The sequence below is a fragment of the Bacillus sp. NP157 genome, assembly GCA_018889975.1.
Classification (GTDB): domain Bacteria; phylum Pseudomonadota; class Gammaproteobacteria; order Xanthomonadales; family Rhodanobacteraceae; genus Luteibacter.
In genome coordinates this window covers 2,773,594-2,795,183 of the sequence record CP076546.1, presented here as the reverse complement: position 1 = coordinate 2,795,183, position 21,590 = coordinate 2,773,594, and the positions used below count along the sequence as shown (strand labels likewise).

General features: G+C 67.2%; 14 protein-coding genes. 7 read left to right on the top strand and 7 right to left on the bottom strand.

What is annotated here, in order from left to right; translation table 11 throughout:
• The 3 genes from KPL74_12870 (at position 1) to KPL74_12860 (ending at position 4,784) form a co-directional block, all read left to right on the top strand.
• Positions 1 to 972 carry a glycoside hydrolase family 43 protein gene (locus tag KPL74_12870; GenBank protein QWT18632.1) on the top strand — a complete coding sequence of 324 codons (972 nt, stop codon included), beginning with the start codon at positions 1 to 3 and terminating at the stop codon, positions 970 to 972.
• A 99-nt stretch (positions 973 to 1,071) separates the two neighbouring features.
• Positions 1,072 to 2,898, top strand: coding sequence for a glycoside hydrolase family 15 protein (locus KPL74_12865; GenBank protein ID QWT18631.1), 1,827 nt, complete (start codon positions 1,072 to 1,074; stop codon positions 2,896 to 2,898).
• Complete coding sequence (locus KPL74_12860; protein ID QWT18630.1) at positions 2,895 to 4,784, top strand: glucose-6-phosphate dehydrogenase; 1,890 nt, start codon at positions 2,895 to 2,897, stop codon at positions 4,782 to 4,784. Before KPL74_12865 ends, KPL74_12860 begins: the two co-directional genes overlap by 4 nt.
• Before the next feature lie 82 nt (positions 4,785 to 4,866).
• Here KPL74_12860 and KPL74_12855 read toward each other — a convergent pair whose 3' ends face one another.
• On the bottom strand, positions 4,867 to 5,826 hold the full coding sequence (locus KPL74_12855) for an AraC family transcriptional regulator (GenBank protein QWT18629.1): 960 nt from the start codon (positions 5,824 to 5,826) through the stop codon (positions 4,867 to 4,869).
• Positions 5,827 to 5,915: 89 nt separating this feature from the next.
• Between KPL74_12855 and KPL74_12850 the strand changes: the two genes are divergently transcribed.
• Positions 5,916 to 6,746: an oxidoreductase gene (locus KPL74_12850; protein ID QWT18628.1), complete on the top strand. Its 831-nt coding sequence runs from the start codon at positions 5,916 to 5,918 to the stop codon at positions 6,744 to 6,746.
• Between the two features lie 6 nt (positions 6,747 to 6,752).
• Here KPL74_12850 and KPL74_12845 read toward each other — a convergent pair whose 3' ends face one another.
• The 6 genes from KPL74_12845 to KPL74_12820 all read right to left on the bottom strand — a co-directional run bounded on the left by KPL74_12845 (position 6,753) and on the right by KPL74_12820 (position 14,235).
• Positions 6,753 to 6,947 carry a hypothetical protein gene (locus tag KPL74_12845; GenBank protein QWT18627.1) on the bottom strand — a complete coding sequence of 65 codons (195 nt, stop codon included), beginning with the start codon at positions 6,945 to 6,947 and terminating at the stop codon, positions 6,753 to 6,755.
• Positions 6,944 to 8,032 carry a PepSY domain-containing protein gene (locus KPL74_12840; GenBank protein QWT18626.1) on the bottom strand — a complete coding sequence of 363 codons (1,089 nt, stop codon included), beginning with the start codon at positions 8,030 to 8,032 and terminating at the stop codon, positions 6,944 to 6,946. Before KPL74_12840 ends, KPL74_12845 begins: the two co-directional genes overlap by 4 nt.
• Positions 8,033 to 8,082: 50 nt before the next feature.
• Entirely contained in the window at positions 8,083 to 10,518 is a 2,436-nt protein-coding gene (locus KPL74_12835) for a TonB-dependent receptor (GenBank protein QWT18625.1), read from the bottom strand.
• An 83-nt stretch (positions 10,519 to 10,601) separates the two neighbouring features.
• Positions 10,602 to 11,636, bottom strand: a complete 1,035-nt coding sequence (locus tag KPL74_12830) for a FecR domain-containing protein (protein QWT18624.1) — start codon at positions 11,634 to 11,636, stop codon at positions 10,602 to 10,604.
• Positions 11,636 to 12,124 carry a sigma-70 family RNA polymerase sigma factor gene (locus tag KPL74_12825; protein ID QWT18623.1) on the bottom strand — a complete coding sequence of 163 codons (489 nt, stop codon included), beginning with the start codon at positions 12,122 to 12,124 and terminating at the stop codon, positions 11,636 to 11,638. The genes KPL74_12830 and KPL74_12825 overlap by 1 nt, the downstream gene beginning before the upstream one ends.
• Before the next feature lie 134 nt (positions 12,125 to 12,258).
• Positions 12,259 to 14,235, bottom strand: coding sequence for a DUF3300 domain-containing protein (locus KPL74_12820; GenBank protein ID QWT18622.1), 1,977 nt, complete (start codon positions 14,233 to 14,235; stop codon positions 12,259 to 12,261).
• A 617-nt stretch (positions 14,236 to 14,852) separates the two neighbouring features.
• Between KPL74_12820 and KPL74_12815 the strand changes: the two genes are divergently transcribed.
• Genes KPL74_12815 through KPL74_12805 form a run of 3 tightly spaced genes read left to right on the top strand, consistent with a single transcriptional unit; the run spans position 14,853 to position 21,567 of the window.
• Positions 14,853 to 17,504 carry a TonB-dependent receptor gene (locus KPL74_12815; GenBank protein ID QWT18621.1) on the top strand — a complete coding sequence of 884 codons (2,652 nt, stop codon included), beginning with the start codon at positions 14,853 to 14,855 and terminating at the stop codon, positions 17,502 to 17,504.
• On the top strand, positions 17,501 to 20,134 hold the full coding sequence (locus tag KPL74_12810; GenBank protein ID QWT18620.1) for a glycoside hydrolase family 2 protein: 2,634 nt from the start codon (positions 17,501 to 17,503) through the stop codon (positions 20,132 to 20,134). Before KPL74_12815 ends, KPL74_12810 begins: the two co-directional genes overlap by 4 nt.
• A complete protein-coding gene (locus KPL74_12805; protein ID QWT18619.1) occupies positions 20,131 to 21,567 on the top strand; it encodes a glycoside hydrolase family 125 protein in 1,437 nt (478 codons plus the stop codon). The genes KPL74_12810 and KPL74_12805 overlap by 4 nt, the downstream gene beginning before the upstream one ends.
• Positions 21,568 to 21,590 lie beyond the last annotated feature (23 nt).

Here is a 21,590-nt window from a genome sequence, read left to right as displayed (position 1 = left end):
ATGCAGCGATCGATCCTTCGCTGGCTACTCGGCATCAGCGCGACCTTCCTCGTCACGGACGGCATGGCCGTGCATGCCGGCGCCCTGTTGCCGTCCGGTCCCGACCCCTGGGTCGCGCAGCGTGACGGCGTGTACTACTACATGCACACGCTGGGCGACCGCATCGCGATCTGGAAAACGCGCGACATGCAGCGGCTTTCCGACGCCACGCCGGTCACCGTGTGGCGGCCGCCCGCACAGGGGCCGAACTCGGCGTCGGTGTGGGCGCCCGAACTGCACTTCCTCGACGGCAAGTGGTACCTCTACTACACCGCCGTGGACAAGCTGCACAACGATGACGCCCACCGGCATGTGTTCGTGCTGGAGAACGCGTCGGCGGACCCGACCACCGGCAGCTGGGTCGACAAGGGCATGCTCGCCACCCATCTCAGCGGCATCGACGGCACCGTGTTCGACCACGCCGGCAAGCGCTACTTCGCCTATTCCGCCTACGTGGGTGACCACAGCGACCTGATCCTCGCGCCGATGACGAACCCGTGGACGCTCGCCGAGCCGCAGGTCGACATCGCCACGCCCACCTTTGCCTGGGAAATGCAGGGTGGCCGCAAGATCCTCGAAGGACCGGAATTTCTTGCCGGGCCAGGCGGCGAGGTGTTCCTCACCTATTCGGCCAGTGCCTGCTGGTCGGACGACTATGCACTGGGCATGTTGTCGGCACGCAAGGACGCCAACCCGCTCGACCCCGCGTCGTGGACGAAAAGCGCCCGGCCCGTGCTCGCCAGTTCGCCGCGGAACGGTGTCTATGCCCCCGGTCACAATGGGTTCTACACCTCGGCCGACGGCAAGACCGACTGGATCATCTATCACGCCAATGGCGGCCCGGGCTGGAAGTGCACCGCGCGGCGCGCCCCGCACACCCAGCCCATGCGCTGGGACGCAGCCGGCCGGCCGGTATTCCCCGAGCCACGCTAGGCGCATCCGCGGCACGCCTGCGCAAGACGTTGCCGGACACATCGCCCTAACGTTGGGCTGGCTACCGTTCCCGGGTTAGCCAGACCCAACGGAGGCACGATGGCATCCCGGATCGAAGACTACGCCATGCTCGGCAACTGCCGCAGCGCCGCGCTCGTGGCGCGCAATGGTTCGCTCGATTGGCTGTGTTTACCGCGCTTTGATTCGGCGGCCTGTTTCGCGGCCCTGCTTGGCGATGAAGGCAATGGCCGCTGGTCGCTTGCCCCCTCCGATCCCGACGCCACATGCACCCGCCAGTACATCGACGGCAGCCTGGTGCTCGAGACCACCTGGACCACGGCCACGGGCCGGGCGAAAGTCATCGACTTCATGCCGTTCGCCGGCGAGCAGGTCGGGGTGACCCGCGTGGTCGAAGGGGTCGAAGGCCGGGTGGACTTCGAAAGCCGGATGACCGTCCGCTTCGACTACGGCAATGCGTTGCCCTGGGTGACCCGTCGCGACGACGGCGCGCTTACGGCGATCGCCGGTCCCGACATGGTGGTGCTGCGCACGCCGGTCGAGATGGAAGGCGAAGACATGGAAAGCGTCGGCCGCTTCCGGGTCGCCGTCGGCGAGCAGGTCGCATTCGACCTGGCATGGGGACCCTCGCACTTGCCGCCGCCCGCGGCACTGGACCCACGCGAAGCGCTCGCCACCACGCTGGGCTACTGGGAAGACTGGTCGGGTCGCTGCAACGACAGCGGTGAATGGAGCGATATCGTGCGCCGCTCGCTGATCGTCCTGAAGGGTCTCAGCTACGATCCCACCGGCGGCATCGTCGCCGCGCCGACCACCTCGTTGCCCGAGCAGTTCGGCGGCGAACGCAACTGGGACTACCGCTTCTGCTGGGCCCGCGACGCGACCTTCGTCCTCTCCGCCCTGGTCAACGCGGGCTACCACGACGAAGCCAGCGCATGGCGTGACTGGGTGCGTCGTGCCGTCGCCGGATCGCCGGGCCAGCTACAGGTGCTGTATGGCATCGCCGGCGAACGGCGCCTGGAGGAATACGAAATCACCTGGCTGAAAGGCTACGAGGGCGCGCGGCCGGTCCGCGTCGGCAATGCGGCCTCCAATCAGTTCCAGCTGGATATCTTCGGCGAACTGGTCGGGGCGTTTTCCCACGCGATGAAGCATGGCGTGGTGCTGCATCCCGAAGCCGACAACGTGCAGGCCGTGTTCCTCGACCACCTCGCCGAGATCTGGCGCCATCCCGACGAAGGCATCTGGGAGATCCGCGGCGAACCGCGCCATTTCGTCCATTCGAAAGTCATGGCCTGGCTGGCCTTCGCACGCGCCGCGGAACAGCATCGCGACGGCGAGGATCCGCATTACGTGCGCCGCTGGCGCAGCATCGCCGACGAGATCAGGGCCGACATCCTCGCCAAGGGCGTGGACCCGGTCCGTGGCTGCTTCACCCAGTCGTATGGATCGACCGAGCTGGATGCGAGCCTGTTGCTGGTGACCCTGACCGACTTCCTGCCCGCGGACGATCCGCGCATGGTGGCCACGGTGAAGGCGATCGAAGAGGACCTGCTGGTCGAAGGTTTCGTCCGCCGCTACGACACCCGGTCGGGTGTCGACGGGTTGCCGCCGGGCGAGGGCGAGTTCCTCCCGTGCAGCTTCTGGCTGGTGGAGAATTACGTGATGCAGGGCCGGATGGACGAAGCGCGCGTGCTTTTCGAGCGCCTGGTTGGCTTAACGAATGACCTCGGCCTGCTCGCGGAGGAGTACGATCCACGGTCGAAGCGCCTGCTGGGCAATTTCCCACAAGCCTTTTCGCACGTCGCATTGGTTAATGCCGCCTTTAGCCTGGCGCATGGTTACAGTGCGACGGCAGACATCCACGCCACCCCCGAATCCACCGTTCCCCAAGGAGTCCGTGCATGAGCCAAGCCCAACCGAAGCGCGCCACCTCGCGCGCTCATCCGGCCGACCCGTGTACCGTCGTGATCTTCGGCGCCGCCGGCGACCTCACCAGCCGCCTCGTCGTCCCCGCGCTCTACAACATGCGTCGCACCGGCCTGTTGTCCGATAACTTCGCCGTGGTGGGTTTCAACCACGGCAAGATGTCCGACAACGCATGGAAGAACAACCTGCACACCTCGCTGGAGCGCTACGTCAGCGGCAGCGGCGCCCGGCTCGACGAAGAAGCATGGGACTGGCTGAGCAGCCAGATGACCTACCACATGGGCGATTTCGACGACGCGTCGTCGTTCCAGAGCCTGGGCGTGAAGCTGCGCGAGATCGAACGCCGCCGCGGCACCCAGGGCAACGTGCTGTTCTACCTCGCCACGCCGGAACGTTTCTTCGGCGACGTGATCGAGCGCCTGCGCGAAGCCGGCCTGGTCCAGGACGATGGCCCGGACGGCCGCTTCTGGCGCCGCGTGATCATCGAGAAGCCGTTCGGCCACGACCTCGCTTCGGCCCAGTCGTTGAACGAGCGCGTGCTGAAAGTGCTGCGCGAAGACCAGATCTACCGCATCGACCACTTCCTGGGTAAGGAAACGGTGCAGAACATCATGGCCTTCCGTTTCGCCAACGGCCTGTTCGAGCCGATCTGGAACCGCGACCGCATCGACCACGTGCAGATCACCGTGGCGGAAACGGTCGGCGTGGAGCGGCGTGGTTCGTTCTACGAGCAGACCGGCGCACTGCGCGACATGGTGCCCAACCACCTGTTCCAGCTGCTGGCCATGGTGGCGATGGAGCCGCCGACCTCGTTCGACGCGGAAGCCGTGCGTACGCGCAAGGCCGAAGTCATCGAGGCGATCCGCCCGATCGCCCCGGAAGATGCCGTGCGCGGCCAGTACGGCCCGGGCGCGGTGAACAGCGAACTGGCCCGTGCCTATCGCGACGAGCCGGACGTGGCGCCGGATTCGGTCACGGAAACCTTCGTCGCCATGAAACTGGCGATCGACACCTGGCGCTGGTCCGGCGTGCCGTTCTACCTGCGCACCGGCAAGCACATGGGCCGGCGTACGTCGGAGATCGCGATCCGCTTCAAGTCCGCGCCGATGGCACCGTTCCGCGGGACCGGCATGGACGCGTTCGGCCCGGACTGGCTGGTGCTGCAGATCCAGCCGGACGAGGGCATCTCGCTGCAGTTCGACGTGAAGCGGCCTGGCCCGCGCGTGGAACTGGCACCGGTGCGGATGGATTTCAAATACGCCGACTGGTTCCGCGCCGAGCCGAACGTGGGCTACGAGACGCTGCTGTACGACTGCATGACCGGCGACGCCACGCTGTTCCAGCGTGCCGACATGGTCGAAGCCTGCTGGCGCGCGGTGCAGCCGGTCCTCGATGACTGGGGCCAGCGCGTCCCGGCGGACTTCCCGAACTACGCGTCGGGCAGTGCGGGCCCGGCGTCGTCCGACACGTTGCTCGCGATGGGTGGCCGTTCGTGGCGTCCGCTGAACACGGGCAACGAAATGAATGCCCGCCGCGCCGCCCGGCAGAAGACGGACGGTGGCCCGGGCCTCGCCACGAAGGAACCGGCCAAGCCGTCGGCAGGCAAGCGCGCCGCCGCGAAGAAGGTGCTGCGTTCCACGTCGGTGAAGAGGGCTGCCCCGGCGAAGAAGGCCACTGCGAAGAAGGCCGCCGCGAAGAAGGCTCCGGCGAAGAAGGTCGCTACGCGCAAGGTGGCGGCAAGGACCGCGACCGCCCGCAAGGTGTCCGGCACCTCGACCGCGAAGCGCGTCGTCGCGAAGAAAGCCACCACGTCGAAGACCGCGGCACGCAAGGCCACGCCAACCCGGCGTTCGCCCAAAAAGTAAAACGAAAGGGCCCCCCTAACCCGGGGCCCTTTTTCTTCCTGTAGGAGCGGCCCCGGCCGCGACCTAATCCGCCGCATTCCCCCTAATGCGACGACACAAACACGGCTCGCGCAAACGCCGGCGGCAACGCAAACCCCTCGCGCATGCGCTTCGCCTCCGCAGCGGGCGTCGCCCCGAACAATCGCTTGAACTCACGACTGAACTGCGACGGGCTGGCATAGCCCACGGCATGGCTCGCGACATCGGCGGTGAAGCCCTGGCGCACCATCAGCAGCCGGGCCTGGTGCAGTCGCGTCGACTTTACGTACTGCATCGGCGACACCTGTGTCACCGCCTTGAAGTGGCTGTGGAAACTGGGTTCGCTCATGCCCGCCTCGGCGGCGAGTCGTGCCACGTCGAGCGGCGTTGCATAGCTGGCGTGGATCAGTCGCAGCGCACGACTGACCTTGCCGAACTGGCCGCGCGTGGCCAGCGCCTCACGCATCGGCGCGCCCTGTTCGCCGCTGAGCACGCGGAAGTAGATCTCGCGTAGCAGGGCAGGGCCAAGCACGGTCGCATCCAGCGGCCGCCCCATCGCTTCGAGGAAGCGCAGCACCGTGGCTTGCATGGCGTGATCCATCGGCGTCGACATCATGCTGCGTGGCGCCTGCACCGCATGCGCCGGACCTGCCTCGTCGATCTGCGCCACCAACCCTGCCGCCAAAGCGAAATCCAGGTGCAGGTAAAGCGCGAGCAGGGGCCGCTCCGGCGTGGAATCGGTTTCCATGCTGAAGGGCACCGGCACGGCGACGGCGAGGTAGTGCTGCTCGTCGTAGACGTACACCTCGCTACCGAAGTAGCCGCGTTTGCGGCCCTGGCAAACGATGACGATGCCCGGGTCGTAAAGCACGGGGGTGCGCACGAGTGCGCGATCGGAGCGGAGGATGCGCACGCTCTCGATCGGCGTGAGGTTGTAGCCCTCGGCGGGCGCCTGGGCCCCGAGCAGGGCGACGATCCGCGCCTGGATCGCCGGGTCGAGTAGGGCTTGGTCGGTCGCGATCATAGGAATAGGCAATAAAAGTAGCGAGACTGGCCTTATGTAGGGATATCGTTTTACGGATTATGCACTCCTCATCCTGAAGGAGATGCTCCATGGCAGCCAGCAAGACCTTGCTCATCACCGGCGTCAGCAGTGGCTTCGGCCGTGCGCTGGCCCAGGAAGCCCTGGCGGCCGGCCACCGCGTCGTCGGGACCGTCCGTAACGCCGACGCCCGGGACGCGTTCGAAGCGCTGTCCCCGCTGGCGCATGCGCGCATCCTCGACGTCACCGACGTCGGTGCGATCGGCGCTGTCGTCGCCGACATCGAGGCGACCGTCGGTGGCATCGACGTGCTGGTCAACAACGCCGGCTATGGCCACGAAGGCATCATGGAAGAATCGCCACTGGACGACATGCGCCGCCAGTTCGACGTCAATGTGTTCGGCGCGGTGGCCATGATGAAAGCCGTGTTGCCCGCGATGCGCGAGCGTCGCCGCGGGCACATCGTCAACATCACCTCGATGGGTGGCTACATCACCATGCCCGGCATCGCCTATTACTGCGGCAGCAAGTTCGCCCTGGAAGGCATCTCCGAAGCGCTCGGCAAGGAAGTCGCGTCGCTCGGCATCCACGTCACCGCCGTGGCACCGGGTTCGTTCCGCACCGACTGGGCCGGCCGATCGATGGTGCGTGCGCCGCGCACGATCGCCGATTACGACGCGGTGTTCGATCCGATCCGCAAGGCACGCGAGGAGAAGAGCGGCAAGCAGCTGGGCGACCCGCCGAAGGCGGCCCGCGCGATGCTCGCCGCCATCGGCTCGGCAACGCCGCCGGCCCACCTGGTCCTGGGGAGCGATGCGCTGGGCCTGATCCGCGACAAGCTCGCGGCGACCGCGCGTGAACTGGCCGAGTGGGAAGCGGTGACCGTGTCCACCGATGGCTAGGCCAGGCTAACGACGCCCACCACGCCACGCGAGGATCGCGACCAGCGCCACCGGCAGCGCGAGCAACAGCCATGCGAGCGGCTGCCACGCCGGACCGGCCAGCAAGGCGATGAACAGCCCGGCGAGCACGCAGGCGGCGCTCGCGAGGGGCAGGGCGAGCAGGCGTGGCGTGGCTCGCCCGTGGTTCGGCGGCGCGGTCATGCGGGCTCTCCGACGGCTGGCTTGCCACGGCGCCGGCGCCGCGCCACCCAGAGATACACGCCGCTGGCGAGCACGACGATGGCGCCCACGTCGAAGACGAACCACAGCCACTTCAGCGGCTGGCCGCCGTAGTCGCCGAAGTGCAGCGGACGCGACACCTCCAGTGCCGACAGGTACCACGGCAAACGCTCGCCATCGATCACGCGACCGGTGCCCGCGTCGACCAGTACCGGGGTCAGCAGTTCGCGGCGCAGCGGTGTGTCGCCATGCAGCCAGACGAGGAAATGCCGTGGCTGGTGGCGCGCTGCGCTGGGGAACAGGATGCTTGCCACCGTCTCGCGTGGGTGGCGGCGCAAGGCCTCGTCCATGGCGAACTGCACCGTGACGCCATGGCCTGCGACCGCCGTGTCCGCCTGGCCGGCGACCAGGCGCGCGACGTCGGTGGCCTGCCAGACGCCGAACAAGGGTTTTTCAAGCGTGTTGATGACACCGGTCAACCCCACCACGCCCAGCCACGCCAGCAAGACGATGCCGAGCACGTTGTGCAGGTCCAGCCAGCGCAAACGCCGGTTGCCGCGCAGGCGGAGCGTGCCCGCGCCCGTGCGCGGCGTGAACGGCGCATACAGCACCACGCCCGAGACCAGCGCCACGAGGAACAGGATGCCCATCAGGCCGAGCAGCAACGTGCCCGGTAGCCCAGCGGCCAGGCTGCCGTGCAGGGCCAGCACCACGTCCATGAACGACACGCGCTGTTCGCCCGCGTGGCGCTGGTCGGCGAGTAGCGCGCCCGTGTGGCGGTCGTACTTCACCCAGTGATAAGCACCGCCGGCATCGACCAGGCCGATCGTCGCCATGCCGGGGTCGTCGTCGGGCAGGCTGATGAAGTTGGTCGCGTCGCCGGGATAGCGCGCCTGTGCGGCGGCAAGCAAGGCATCGAGCGATTGCAGCGGTGAACCCGGCGTTACGTCGACCGAATGCGGCGAGCCCAGCGCATCCTCGATCTCATCCTGGAATACCAGCGGCAGGCCGGTGATGCACAACAGCAGCAGGAACACGGTGCACAGCAGGCTCGTCCCGCTGTGCACCGCGCTCCACCGGCGCAGCGAGGCCCCCGAAGGGCCACGGCGCGCGGCCATCACAACGACTTGCGCAACGTGAGCATGGTGTTGCGCGGATCGCCGTAGATGCCGAAGTACGACGCAGGCACGCGGGCGAAATAGGTGCGGTCGAAGATGTTGTTGACGGTGAGGGTGAGCGACCAGTCGCGATCGAACTGGTAACCGACCTGGCCATCGAACACGGCGTAGCCGCCCTGGGTGATCGTGCCACGCGTGGTGCTGCTGAGGATCCGTGCGCCGCCGCCGATGCGGAAGCCGTGTGGCGTGTCGCCTTCGAAGCGGTAGACGCTCCACAGCTTGAACGTTTTCTTCGGCTCCTCCGCATCGAAGACCTGGCCTTCGCTGGAGGCATCCTTGAGGTAGCGGGTGAGCAGGTAGGTGTAGCCCGCCGAGATATCCCAGCCCGGCGCGAGCCGACCGTTGATTTCCGTCTCCCAGCCCTGGCTTTCCGCCTTGCCCGCGGCGATGTAGTAGTTCGGGTGGTCCGGGTCGTCGTAGGCGCGGTTCTGGTCGCGCAGTCGGAACGCGGCGAACGACGCGTTGAGCCGGCGATCGAGGAATTCGGCCTTCAGGCCGGTTTCGTACTGCTTGCCGGTGCGCGGCTTCAGCGGCGTACCGCTGAAGGTGAGGTTGTTCTGCGGGACGAACACCGTCGTGTAGCTCGCGTACGCGGAGAGCCAGCGATTGATGTCATAGACCACGCCGAGGTAAGGCGAGGCCTTGTGGTCCACGCTGGGTGCATCCACCCAGCCGCCGAGCGGCACGGGGGCGCCGGAGCGGCTGCGGCTGCGGTAGTTGGTCAGCTGGCTGCCGAGCAACATGCTCCACTCCTCGGCGGGATGCAGGTGCAACGCGGCGTAGACGCCGTACTGCTTCGTCTCGGTCAGGCTGCGGCTGTCGAACGGGATCTCCGGGTAGGCGATCCCGCCGAGGTCCATCACGTTGACGCCGCCAGGCACGTCGAAGCCACCGCTGAAGCTGTCGGCGGTCTGTCGCGCGTAGTTGAAGCCGACGGTGAGTTGCTGCTCGCGCCCGAACAGCGAGAACGGGCCGGACACATTCATGTCGGCGCCGGTCCACGCGCCGCTGGTGTACTGCCGCTGCAACCAGTAGTCGGCGTGGTTGTCGGGATCGACCAGGCCATCGATGTAACCGTACTTGGAACCGTCCACCGTGGTGCGGCGGTCGATGTTGACCTTGCCATGCCAGTCGTTGCCGAAGTCATGGTCGAGCTCGGCGTAATAGTCGTTGAGGTTGGGCCGGTCGTAGCTCCAGTCGGTGCCGTAGAACTGGGAGCGCGGCGCATCGAGTGCCTTGCCGTGCGGCGGTATCGCGTAGACCGACTGGCCCCAGTCGAGCGGACCGTTGTGTTCGTGCTGGTAGGCGGTGGAAAGCGTCAGCACCGTGGATGGCGAGAGGTCGATCTCGACCACGCCGTAGAAGAACTGATGACGTGAATTGGCCTTGTCGTAGAAGTAATCCTGGCCCTGCGACGAGACCACGGCGCGGCCGCGCACCGTGCCGTCGCCGTTCAACGGCGTGCTGCCATCCACCGTGGCCTGGTAGCGGTTCCACGTGCCTACCGAGACGTTGCCACCCCACGCCGCGTCGTCGAGCGGCCGCTTGCGGATGAGGTTCACCGTGCCGCCGGGACTGCCCTGGCCCTGCAGGATGCCGGCGGGGCCGCGGAAGATCTCCAGGCGGTCGTACATCCCGAGGTCGAATTGCGACTGGTATTCCAGGCCGTTGTTCGCGGCGATGCCATCGAACTGCACGTCGGGCTGGTAGCCACGCGCCTGGAAGTAGGACGTGCCGACGCCATACGGCACCGCCGTGATGCCGGTGGTGCGATTGAGCACGTCGTACACGCTGACCATGTTCTGGTCGTCCATGCGCTGGCGCGTCACCACCGAGATCGAACTGGGCAGTTCGCGTGGCGACACGGCGAACTTGCCGAACGAGACCTCGTTGGCGGCGTAGCCCTCGGTGACGCCGTGGACGTCGACGCCTTCGAGGTCGGTGGCTTTGTTGCTGCGATGGCGGTTGCCCTGGCTGCCGGTCGCCGGCGCCACGCCCGAGGCCGTACGCGTCGGCGTGGCCGGCCGCGCGGTAACCTGCGCGGTGCTGCGTTCGATCCGCACCGAACCATCCTCGCCAAGCCGATACGCCAGGCCCGAGCGGCCGAGCAGCCGGTCGAGCACCTCCGCGGTGGGCAGGCGACCGTCGACCGCCGGTGCCTGCAGGCCCTGGGTCAATGCCGCGTCGTAGACCAGCACGGTGTCGCTCTGCTCGGCGAAGCGGTTCAGGGCCTGGGCAAGCGGCCCGGCGCCAATGTGGAAATCGCGGGGCGCGGCGAGCGTGGCCGGGGCGGCGGCAGGGGCGACGCCAGCGCAGGCGACGCCGAGGGCAAGCACGAGGGCCTTCAGGCGAAGGCGGGTAACGCTACGGGGCATGGAGGTGTCCATCGAAGGGAAATGAGCATGAATCTCATTCCTATGACGGACGAGCCGCCTGATTGAGGATGTCGGCTGCGGGATCAGCCACGCAGCACGATCACGCCCAGCCCGACCTCGCTGGCACGCAGGCCCAGGTTGCGCTCGATCACGCGCAGGGCGGCCAGCGGATCGCTGGTGCGGAACACGCCACTGACCTGGCGGTCCGCCACGTCGTCGCCGAGCAGGACGATGTGGCCGTCGTAGTAGCGGTTGAGTTCGTCGACGACATCGCCCAGCCGCCGGTCGACGAAGACCAGCCTGCCGCGCGTCCAGGCCTGGGCAGCGTCCGCGTCGACGGTGGACACGGCCAGCGATCGATCCGGGTCGCCCACGGTCACCATCTCGCCGCCATGCAGGCGTGCCGTGCCTTCCGGCGAGGCCACGGCGACTTCGCCGCTGGCGACCAGCACCTGCGTGCTGGCGCCGACGCGCTTGACCTGGAACGTGGTGCCCACGTCGGTGATGACGCTGTCGCCCACGTGGACCCGGAAGGGGCGTGGGTCACCGTGGCCCACCTCGAAGGAGACGGTCCCCGCCAGCACCTGGACCTCGCGCCATCGGGCGCTGTCGTGCAGGCGGATCGCACTGCGGGTATCGAGTTGCGCGTTGCCGCCGCCGGCCAGCGCGACGCGTCGTGTCTGGCCCACCCCGGTCGCGGCGTCGGCGCCCCAGGTCGAGGCCACGCGCGGGACCTGCCAGATACCGACGGCGACGACGAGGACGGCGGCCGACGCAGCCAGCCGCGCGACGTAGCGGCGCACGCGACGGGTGCGCGGGGATGCCGGTGGTGCGGCGACGATGCGATCGCCGGGCGTGCGCCAGGCGTCGGTCGCCGAGCCCGTGACGCCCTCGTGGGCCACGGCCAGGTCGAGCTCACCCCAGGTCTGCCGCGCACGCCGGAGTGCTTCCGCGTGCGTCGGATCCATCGCCAGCCACGCCTGCAGCTGCGCGCGATCCTCGTCGCCGAGGTCGCCGGCATCGAGCCTGACGACCCACGCGGCGGCCTGTTGGCGGGCGAGGGCGGTGTAGGGGGGCGGCATGGCGGTCGCGGCGAGCCGGTGGCGAGGAGGGCGCATTATGCCCCCGCCTCATCCAGCCGTGCCTGGCAGTGGGCCAGCGCTTTGCGCAGGTGCTTCTCGACCATGTTCCGGCTGATGCCGAGCTGGTCGGCGATGGCCTGCGTTTCCATGTGTTCGATCTTGCGCAGGCGGAACACCTCGCCGCAGCGGGGCGGCAACTCCGCCACGGCATCGGCGAGGATGCGCAGGCGCTGGTGCCCGGCGATCCGGGCCTCGCCGTCGGGCGCGCCATCGGCGACGTGGTCGGGGAGCTCGCCGCTGTCGATGTGGCGTTCGCGGACTTCGCGCTCGCGCAGCCAGTCCAGTGAGAGGTTGCCGGCGATGCGGTAAAGGAAGGCCAGCGGATTCCGGACTTCCGTCGCGGCATCCATCATCGCGACCTTTACATAGGTCTCCTGGATGATGTCGGCGGCGGTTTCCTGCGAGCGCATGCGCCGGGCGACGAAGCGGCGCAGGGGCTCGTAGTGGGTTTGCAGCACGCGCAACAGCGGTGCCGGACCCCTTAGGACAGGCGTGCCTGCCTGCAACTCCCCGCCATGCCCCACCTGGCACCACCCCACCGCCCATAGATAAGAATCATTATCATTTCAGCGACGGTGCGGTGCAAGGCGTGGCGGGGTCAGTCGTGCTTCTTGTGGTCGTCGTGGTGCTGCTGCGGGGCGGCGGCCGGGCGGGCCTGTTCATGGTGTTCCTGCGGCTGCGGGCGCTGCTGCGGTTGCTCGCGCATCTGCGGCCGCGGCATCTCCCGCTGCATCTCGCGCTGCGGCTCCGGGGTGCGAGCCACTTCGCGCTGGGGTTCCATCCGTTGCTGCGGCGGCTGGAACGACCGTGGCGCTTCACGCTGCGGCTCGCTGCGTTGCGGCTCCGCGCGCGGCATGTCGGGCTGGCGGGTGAATTGCGGGGCCTGGCGCGCCTGCTCCGGTCCACGTACGTCGGCGGGCCGCGGCGACTGCATGGCCGGCGACGCGGCCTCCGGCGTGCGCTGGCCGAAATGGGCATCGCCACGGGTCGCCGTCGGCACATCGCCACGCGGCGCCTGCGGGGCATTCGCGATGCGCGGATCGTTGCGACGGTTCGCGTCCGCGGTGGGCGCGCCGCCGCGGATGGGTTGTACGGCGGGCAGGGTGCCGGCCGGCGTGGCGTTGGGCGAATGATTGAAGCGGCCGTCATTGCGGGCGTCGTTGCGCGCATCGCGCGCAGGCTGGCCGGGCTGCTGCTCCGGTAGCTGGCCCACCACGTGCGGCGCACCGCTGGGCTGGCCATGCTCGCCACCTCGCGGATCGAAGCCCGGCTGTCCATTCGGACCGCGCTGGGCAAAACCGGGCTGTCCATTCGGACCACGCTGGTCGAAGCCCGGTCGACCGGGTGCACCGGCCGGCGCCGCCGAGATGGCCGGACGCTCGTTAGGTGCGGTGGCGTGCATCGCGCCCGGGGTGAAGTTCGGCCGCTGCATGTGGGCGTAGTCCGGCGTCGCCGGTCGCTGCGGGCCGCCCGGGGTAAATCCAGGCGGACGGCCATTGGCACCGCCGGGGCCTGCGCCAGTGAAGCCCGGCGGCCTTCCACCCGGGCCGGCACCCGGCGGCATGCCAGGACGGTTGTTGACGTTGTTGAAGTCGTGGCGGTTATCGATGTGCACCGACCGGTCGACGAAGCGGTTGTTCACCACCGTGCGGTTCACCACGTAGGGATGGTTGTCGTAGACCACGGCAGGGCGGCCGCCCTCGCGATGGCCGCCCCACGCCGTGTGCCAGTTATCCCAGCCCCACGGACGAGCATGGTAATCGTGGTGGGCGAAAAGCTCGCCGACGAGGATGCCGGCGCCGAAACCCACGACGCCGACGATCGCCGCGTCGCGGTAGTACGGGGCGGGCTCGACGTAGCGGGTCTCGTAGTAACCCGAATACACCGGCGCGCCGTAGACCACGTCGGGATCGTATTGCGGCACATAGACGACGTCCGGATCGGCCGGCTCGATTTCGATGGTCTTCGCCGGCGGTCCGACGATCTGGTCTTCCTCGACCACGGTGGTGGTCGTGACCGGCGCACCGCGCTCGACCACCTGCACCTTCTGCTGGGTGGTGCTCTTCAGGTTGCCATGCGCCTGCGCCCGCGAACGCATCACCTGGATCGCGTTCATGACGTCGGACGGATCGTTGGCGTAGGCCTGGCCGAGCGCACCGGTCCACTCGCCGTTGTTGGCCATCTGGTCGAGCACGGCGGGGAACGCCACGAGCGACTTGACGCTCGGGTCCCATGGCTGGTTGTCGGCCGCGTCGATCAGGGCGGAGCCGGTGAGGTCGCGATGGGCCTGGACGAACTGGCGGGCATCGTCGACCTGGTCCGGGTGCGTCGACGCAGCCAGCGTCTGCGCCACGAGGTTGTCGGGGAACAGGGCGATGGGAGAGACAAGGGCGTAGAGCTGGTCGGCCGTCGGCCGCTGGTAGGGCGCGGCGGCGATCGGCGCCGGCGCGCTGGCCGACGTGGCCGGCGCGCTGGCGGCATCCGCCGGGGCTTCGCGATTGCACGCGGCGAGCGCGGCAACGACGGCGGCGGAAAGCAGGGTCTTGCAACAGACGTCGAACAGCGCTCGCGACATCGGGGTGTCTCTCCTGGGTGCGTGGATGGAGCTTCACGCCCGTCGCGTGACTCGCCGCTGTCTGAAACGCAGTGCGCCACACCTTGTTTACCTGCGCGTCGAACTTCGCAAAAACGTGCGCCGATGGCGTGGCGGGGAGGGGTGAAACCGACGGATTTCGCGCTGCATTGCAGCAAAGCAGCCAGCGCCCCATGCCAACGGCGAACGCCCCGCCCGTGCAACTAAAAAACTGCTTTGGACATGGAGGGTTACGTGCCCGGAGCCGCTCGCGGGCGGCGTAGTGGATCGATCCAAACCGCTTTGAGAAATTTCCGCACTGCACGAAAGTGGTTTTTCGGAAATAGGCAATAAAAACAATGGTGTGAAATGTATTGGTTGTCTTTAGATCGAGTTAAAAAAAGCGTTGACATCGTTGTCAGCGGCCCCTAAAAATCCGCTCAGTAATACGGTTGCAACAGCGAACCACGACGCGGTTCCCCTTCAGGCGAGCGATCGCCGCCGCGGCAGGGCGCAGGGCTACAAAAAAATCTCGAAGGCCGGACGACTGACGAACACGGGCGCAAGCCCGTGCGAACGCGTTCGCCCTGCGAAACCCCCATCCCCCAGGAGCAACGATTTTGAATCACCGTATCAGCGCGCTCTCCCTCGCCATCGTGGCCAGCCTGTTCGCCACCGGCAGCGTGATCGCCCAGGACGCGGCCACCCCCGCCGTGCCCGCCAAGACCGTCAAGAAGACCGACCCCGCCGCCCCGGCCGCCCCGGCCGATGCCAACGCGCAGGACGCCGCCAACCTGCAAGGCGTGACCGTCACCGGCATCCGTGCCAGCCTGCAGAAGTCGCTCGACCTCAAGCGCAACTCCGATTCGATCGTCGATGCCATTTCGGCCGAAGACGTGGGCAAGTTCCCGGACACCAACGTGGCCGAGTCGCTCTCGCACCTTCCCGGCCTCAGCGTCGACCGTAACTTTGGCGAAGGCGACAAGGTCAGCATCCTGGGCACCGACCCGGCACTGAACCGCCTGATGCTCAACGGCCAGACCGTGGCTTCGACCAACTGGACTTCCGACCCGAACAACCCGGACAGCCGCTCGTTCAACTACAGCCTGCTGGCCTCGGAAATCATCGGCAATGCGCAGGTCTACAAGACCCCGCAGGCGAACATCGACGAAGGCTCGATCGGCGGCACGGTGATCGTGAACACCCGTCGCCCGCTCGACCTGCCGGCGAACACCCTGACCGGTAGCGTCAGCTACGGCTATAACGACAGCGCCGACAAGGGCAAGCCGAACGCATCGGTGCTGTACAGCTGGAAGAACAAGGACAGCACCTTCGGCGTCATCGGTTCGCTGATGCATTCCGATCGCATCATCGATCGCCAGGGCACGGAAGTGTTCGGCTACCAGCGCGTGAACGATCCGACCGATACCAACCCCGACCACCAGTTCAATCCGGGCGTGGTCTCGCCGAACCAGCAGGGCGTCTACCCGACCGCGGTCAATACCGCGTGGTTCCAGCAGCGTCGTACGCGCGACGGCGTGTCCACCGGCCTGCAGTGGAAGCCGAACGATGCGTTCGAGCTGAACTTCACCGGGCTGTACGTCACCGAGAAGTTCAACAACTTCAACCAGAGCCATTACGGCGAATGGTCCGGTTCGGCCGCCAACGCCACCTCGCTCGGCTTCAACAATGGCGTCGCCACCAGCGGCAGCTACAACGCCAACACCTCGACCTACCTCGACGGCTACGAGCGTGACTCGACCGTCAACACCGGCGTCGCCCAGCTGCGCGCCGACTGGTTCGGCGATGGCTGGACCGCGTCGAGCCAGATCGGCTACACCGGTTCCACCGGCGGTTCGGACGGCATCTACAACATGCAGTTCCAGGGCTTCGGCGGTTTCAACTGGAACCTCGATGGCCAGCACCCGCAGATCAACTACAACAACCCGGACAATCCGTCGGCGATGCTCGCCCACGGCGCCGGCTTCAGCTATGCGCCGAGCTACGATCGCGAGCGCTATTTCCAGGCTGACTTCTCGCACGACGTCAGCTGGGGTCCGTTGAACCAGATCGAGGTCGGCATCAAGGCGACCAACCACCTCGACGGCCAGGACGGTTACTCGGCCACCCTGCCGACGCAGGACGGCAACGGCCTCTCGCTCGCAAACTTCGCCAACGGCGGCACGCCGGGTGGCTTCCTCGGTGGCCTCGACAGCGCCGGCAACATGGGTAACTGGACGACGATCGATCCGGGCCTGATGAAGGCCTACATCCAGAGCATCAAGGATGGCCACGTCTCGCTCGACCCGAAGGCTACCTACAGCGTGGCCGAGCAGAACCGCGCGTTCTACATCCAGGGCGATTTCGCCGGCGACGACTACCGCGGCAACCTGGGCCTGCGTTACTACCGCACCCGCGATACGGTGAACGGCTACCAGTTCGTCGGCGACAACCAGTACGACCCGATCAACAAGCGCAGCGCATACCACGACTGGCTGCCCTCGTTTAACATCGCGTACGACGCTACCGATGCGCTGACGCTGCGCTTCGCCGCCGCCCAGACGATGGCCCGCCCGCGCTACCAGCAGATGACCCCGTACGTGGCGCTGGACGACCGCACGCTCACCGGTTCGCGTGGCAACACCGACCTGGGCCCGTACAAGTCGACCAACTACGACGCCTCGGCCGAGTGGTACTTCTCGGAGAACAGCGTGCTTGCCGCGGAGCTGTTCTTCCGCCGCATCTCCGGCTACATCCTCAACACCAACGTCGCCGAGACGCATTACAACCTGACCAACCAGCGTGACGACGTGTACCAGATGCAGGTGCCGATCAACGCGGGCGTGGCCAAGGTGAAGGGTGCTTCGATCAGCTACCAGCAGAACTTCAAGTACGGCTTCGGCATGCTGGCGAACTACACCTACTCCGACGCCACCACCAGCAATGACTTCCCGCTGCCGTACAACTCGAAGAACGCGTTCACCATTTCGCCGTTCTACGAGCAGGGCCCGTACAGCGCTCGCGTGACCTACAGCTGGCGTTCGTCGTACTTCACCTCGATCGCGCAGCTGCAGTCGCAGCAGATCACCGGCATCTTCCGCGAACTGGACGCTTCCCTCGGCTACCAGGTCAACGACCACATGCGCGTATCGCTGGACGCGACGAACCTGCTGAACGAAACTTACTTCGTCTACAACAACACCCCGGCGGAACCCCTGAACGCCTACAAGAACGGTCGTACCTTCACCGTGACCCTGGGCTTCAAGCTGTGACGCCCCGCGCGTCGCTTGCCCTGGCACTCCTGCTGGCCGCGGGAGCGGCCAGTGCGGCCCCGCCGGCGGAGAAGGATCTCTCCGCGGGCTGGCGGTTCCGCCTCGCCCCCGGGGCGGCAGGCAGCGACGCGCATCCCGAAGCGAAGGACTGGCAGCCGGCGACCGTGCCGGGTGCCGTGCAGACGGACCTGCTCGCGGCAGGACGGATCAAGGATCCGTTCTGGCGCGACAACGAAGCCAGCCTGCAATGGATCGGGCTGGCCGACTGGGACTACCACCTGGACTTCGACGTGGACGCGGCCATGCTGGCCCGCGGCCACGTCGACCTCGTTTTCGATGGCCTCGACACGTTCGCGGACGTCACCCTCAACGGCAGGAAAATGCTCGCGGCGGACAACATGTTCCGCCAGTGGCGCCTGCCCGCGAAGACCGCCCTGAAGCAGGGCAGAAACACGCTCGATGTCCATTTCGCCTCGCCGGTCGGCAAGCTGCTGCCCTGGCTGATGAAGCAGCCGTACTCGCTGCCGGGTGAATTCGACACGTCCTTCGGCGACGAGCCGAAGGGCAAGCAGACCTCCAACTACGTACGCAAGTCGAACTACCAGTACGGCTGGGACTGGGGCCCGCGCTACCTCACGGCAGGCATCTGGCAGCCGGTCCGCCTGCAGGCATGGGACGAGGTTCGCCTGGCCGATTTCCACGTCGCGCAGGATCATGTCGACGCCGACATGGCGAAGCTGCAGGCCCAGTTCGACCTCCGTGCCGACAAGGCCGGTGCCGCCACCCTGGCGGTGGAATGGACCGCGCCGGACGGCAGCAAGGGCCAGGCACGGCGCGACGTCACGCTGGCGAAGGGCGAGAACCATCTCGCCGTGCCGGTCGACATCGCCCACCCCCAGCGCTGGTGGCCGGTAGGCTACGGCGACGCCAACCTCTACCGCTTCCACGCCGACGTCGTGGCCGGCGGTGGGCCGGTGGCGTCCGCCGACAAGGACACCGGCCTGCGCAGCGTCGAGCTGCGCCGCGAGAAGGACCAGTGGGGCAGGGGCTTCGCCTTCGTCGTGAATGGCGTGCCGATCTTCGCCAAGGGCGCCAACCTGATCCCGTTCGACAGCTTCCCCACCCGCGTGACCACCGCGCGGATGGAAGCGATGCTGCAGTCCGCGCGCGACGCGAACATGAACATGCTGCGCATGTGGGGTGGCGGCACCTACCAGCCGGATGCCTTCTACGCCGCGGCCGATCGCATGGGCATCATGGTCTGGCAGGACTTCATGTATGGCGGCGCGATTACCCCCTACGACGCCGCCTTCCGCGAAACCGCGCGGATCGAAGCGGTGGAGCAGGTCACCCGACTGCGCGACCATCCGTCCATCGTGCTGTGGGCCGGCAACAACGAAGTGCAGACCGGCTGGGACGACTGGCCGGACCGGCAGGACTTCCGCAAGTTCGTCAACGCCGACGAAGTGAAGAAGATCGACGACGGCATGCGCGAACTGTTCGGCAAGACCCTGCGCGGCGTGGTCAGCGAGCTGTCGCCCGGCGTGCCTTACTGGGCCAGTTCGCCGAGCACCGATTACGAGGGGCCGGCCAACGTCGAGTCCGACGGTGACTTCCATTACTGGAAGGTCTGGTCCGGCTCCGAGCCGATCGACCACTACCTGGACATGACCCCGCGCTTCCAGTCCGAATACGGCCTGCAGTCGTTCCCGGTGATGGCCACGATCAAGGCCTTTGCCGAGCCGGGCGACATGCAGCCCGAATCGAAGGTCATGCGCGCGCACCAGAAGTTCGCCAACGGCGATGGCAACCAGCGCCTGCTGCTCTATATCCGTGCCGGCTACGGCGAGCCGAAGGATTTCCCGTCGTTCGTCTACCTCAGCCAGGTGATGCAGGCCGAAGGCATCGAGCTGGCCGCCGAGCACCTGCGCAGCGCCCGCCCGCGCAGCATGGGTTCGCTCTACTGGCAGCTCAACGACGTGTGGCCGGGTGCTTCCTGGGCCAGCGTCGACTACTTCAACCGCTGGAAGGCCCTGCAGTTCCATGCGAAGCGCTTCTATGCACCGGTCGACGTGGTGCCGATCCGCCGCGAGGGTCGCACCGAAGTGTTTGCGGTCTCCGACCGGGTGGACGATTTCGACGCGATCCTGCGCACCCGGGTCTACGCGATGGATGGCAAGCTGCTGCGCGATGGCAGCCAGCCGGTGAAGGCCGCCTCGCTGGCCAGCACCAGCGTGCTCAAGGCCGACGATGCCACCTTGTTGAAGGGCGCCGATCCGAAGAAGACCGTGGTGGCGTTCGACCTGCTCGAACAGGGCAAGCCCGTCGCCCACCACCTGCTGTATTTCGGCGCCGCGAAGGACATCGCGCTGCCCGCCCGTCCGGAACTTGCCACCAGCGTTCGCGAGACACCGGCTGGCCTCGTCGTCACCGTCACCGCGAAGCGCCTGGCGCGCGCGGTGTGGGTCGACACCGGCGACCTGGACGTTCGCCTCGCCGATAACGCGTTCGACCTGCTGCCGGGTGAAAGCCGTGACATCGCGGTCACCGGCACGGCCGATGCGGCTGCCCTCCGTCACGCGCTGACGGCCACCTCGCTTGTCGATGCACTGAAGGAGACCCGCCCGTGAACCCGAGCCGTCGCAACATCATCAAGTGGCTGTCCATGGCACCCGGACTGGCCATGGCCGGTGGCATCAGCACCTCCGCCCTGGCCGCGCCGCGCTTCGAGAGCAAGCGGCCGCCCGTCGGCAAGCGCAAGTTCACCAGCGAATCCGTGGAAAAGCTCATCGCGTCGACGAAGAAGAAGATCGCCGACCCCGAGCTTGCCTGGCTGTTCGAGAACTGCTTCCCGAACACGCTGGACACCACGGTCGAGGTCGGCAAGCTCGACGGCTTCGAGGATACCTTCGTGGTCACCGGCGACATCGATGCGATGTGGCTGCGCGATTCGTCGGCGCAGGTGTGGCCCTACCTGCCGCTGGTGGCGAAGGACGAGGCACTGCGCAAGCTGTTCCGCGGCCTGATCCGCCGCCAGGCACGCTGCATCACCATCGATCCCTACGCGAACGCCTTCATGCCGGACCCGAAGGCAAAGAGCAACATGGACTGGTCGCAGGCCGACCAGACCGACATGAAGCCCGGCGTGGCCGAGCGCAAGTGGGAAATCGATTCGCTGTGCTACCCGGTGCGCCTCGCGCACGGTTACTGGCAGGCCACGGGCGATCGCGAACCGTTCGACGATAGCTGGCGCGCCGCCACGAAGCTGGTCGTGCAGACCTTCCGCGAGCAGCAGCGCAAGAACGGCCTCGGCCCCTACCACTTCCAGCGTCCCGCACTGAACCCCACCGACAGCCAGATCCTGCACGGCTTCGGGCCGCCGGCGAAGCCGGTGGGCATGATCGTCCAGGAGTTCCGCCCGTCGGACGACGCGACCTCGCTGCCGTTCAACATCCCGGGCAACCTGTTCGCCGTCGTGACCCTGCGCCGCATCGCGCAGATGCATGGCACCTTCTATGGCGACCAGGCGTTCGCCGCCGAGTGCAATGCACTGGCCGACGAAGTCGCCGCCGCGGTCGAGCAGCATGGCGTCATCCGCAACGGCCAGGACGAATACTGGGCGTACGAGGTGGATGGCTACGGCAACCAGTTGTTCATGGACGATGCCAACGTGCCGAGCCTGCTCGCGCTGCCGTACCTGGAGACCACCGGCTACGACAAGCGCTATGCACGCACCCGCGCGCTGGCGTGGAGCGACAAGAACCCGTACTTCTTCAAGGGCACGGCCGGCGAAGGCATCGGTGGCCCGCACGAAGGCCTGCGTTACATCTGGCCGATGTCGATCATGATGAAGGCCTTCACCACCACCGACTCGGCCGAACAGCGCCAGTGCCTGCACATGCTCAAGACCACCCACGGTGGCACGGGCTTCATGCACGAAGCCTTCGACCAGGACGACCCGAAGAATTTCACGCGCGCCTGGTTCGCCTGGGCAAACACCTTGTTCGGCGAGCTGGTCATCCACCTCGCCGATAAGCATCCTGAATCACTGCGCCGGGTCTAAACCCGCCGCCTGCCGGAGTTTTC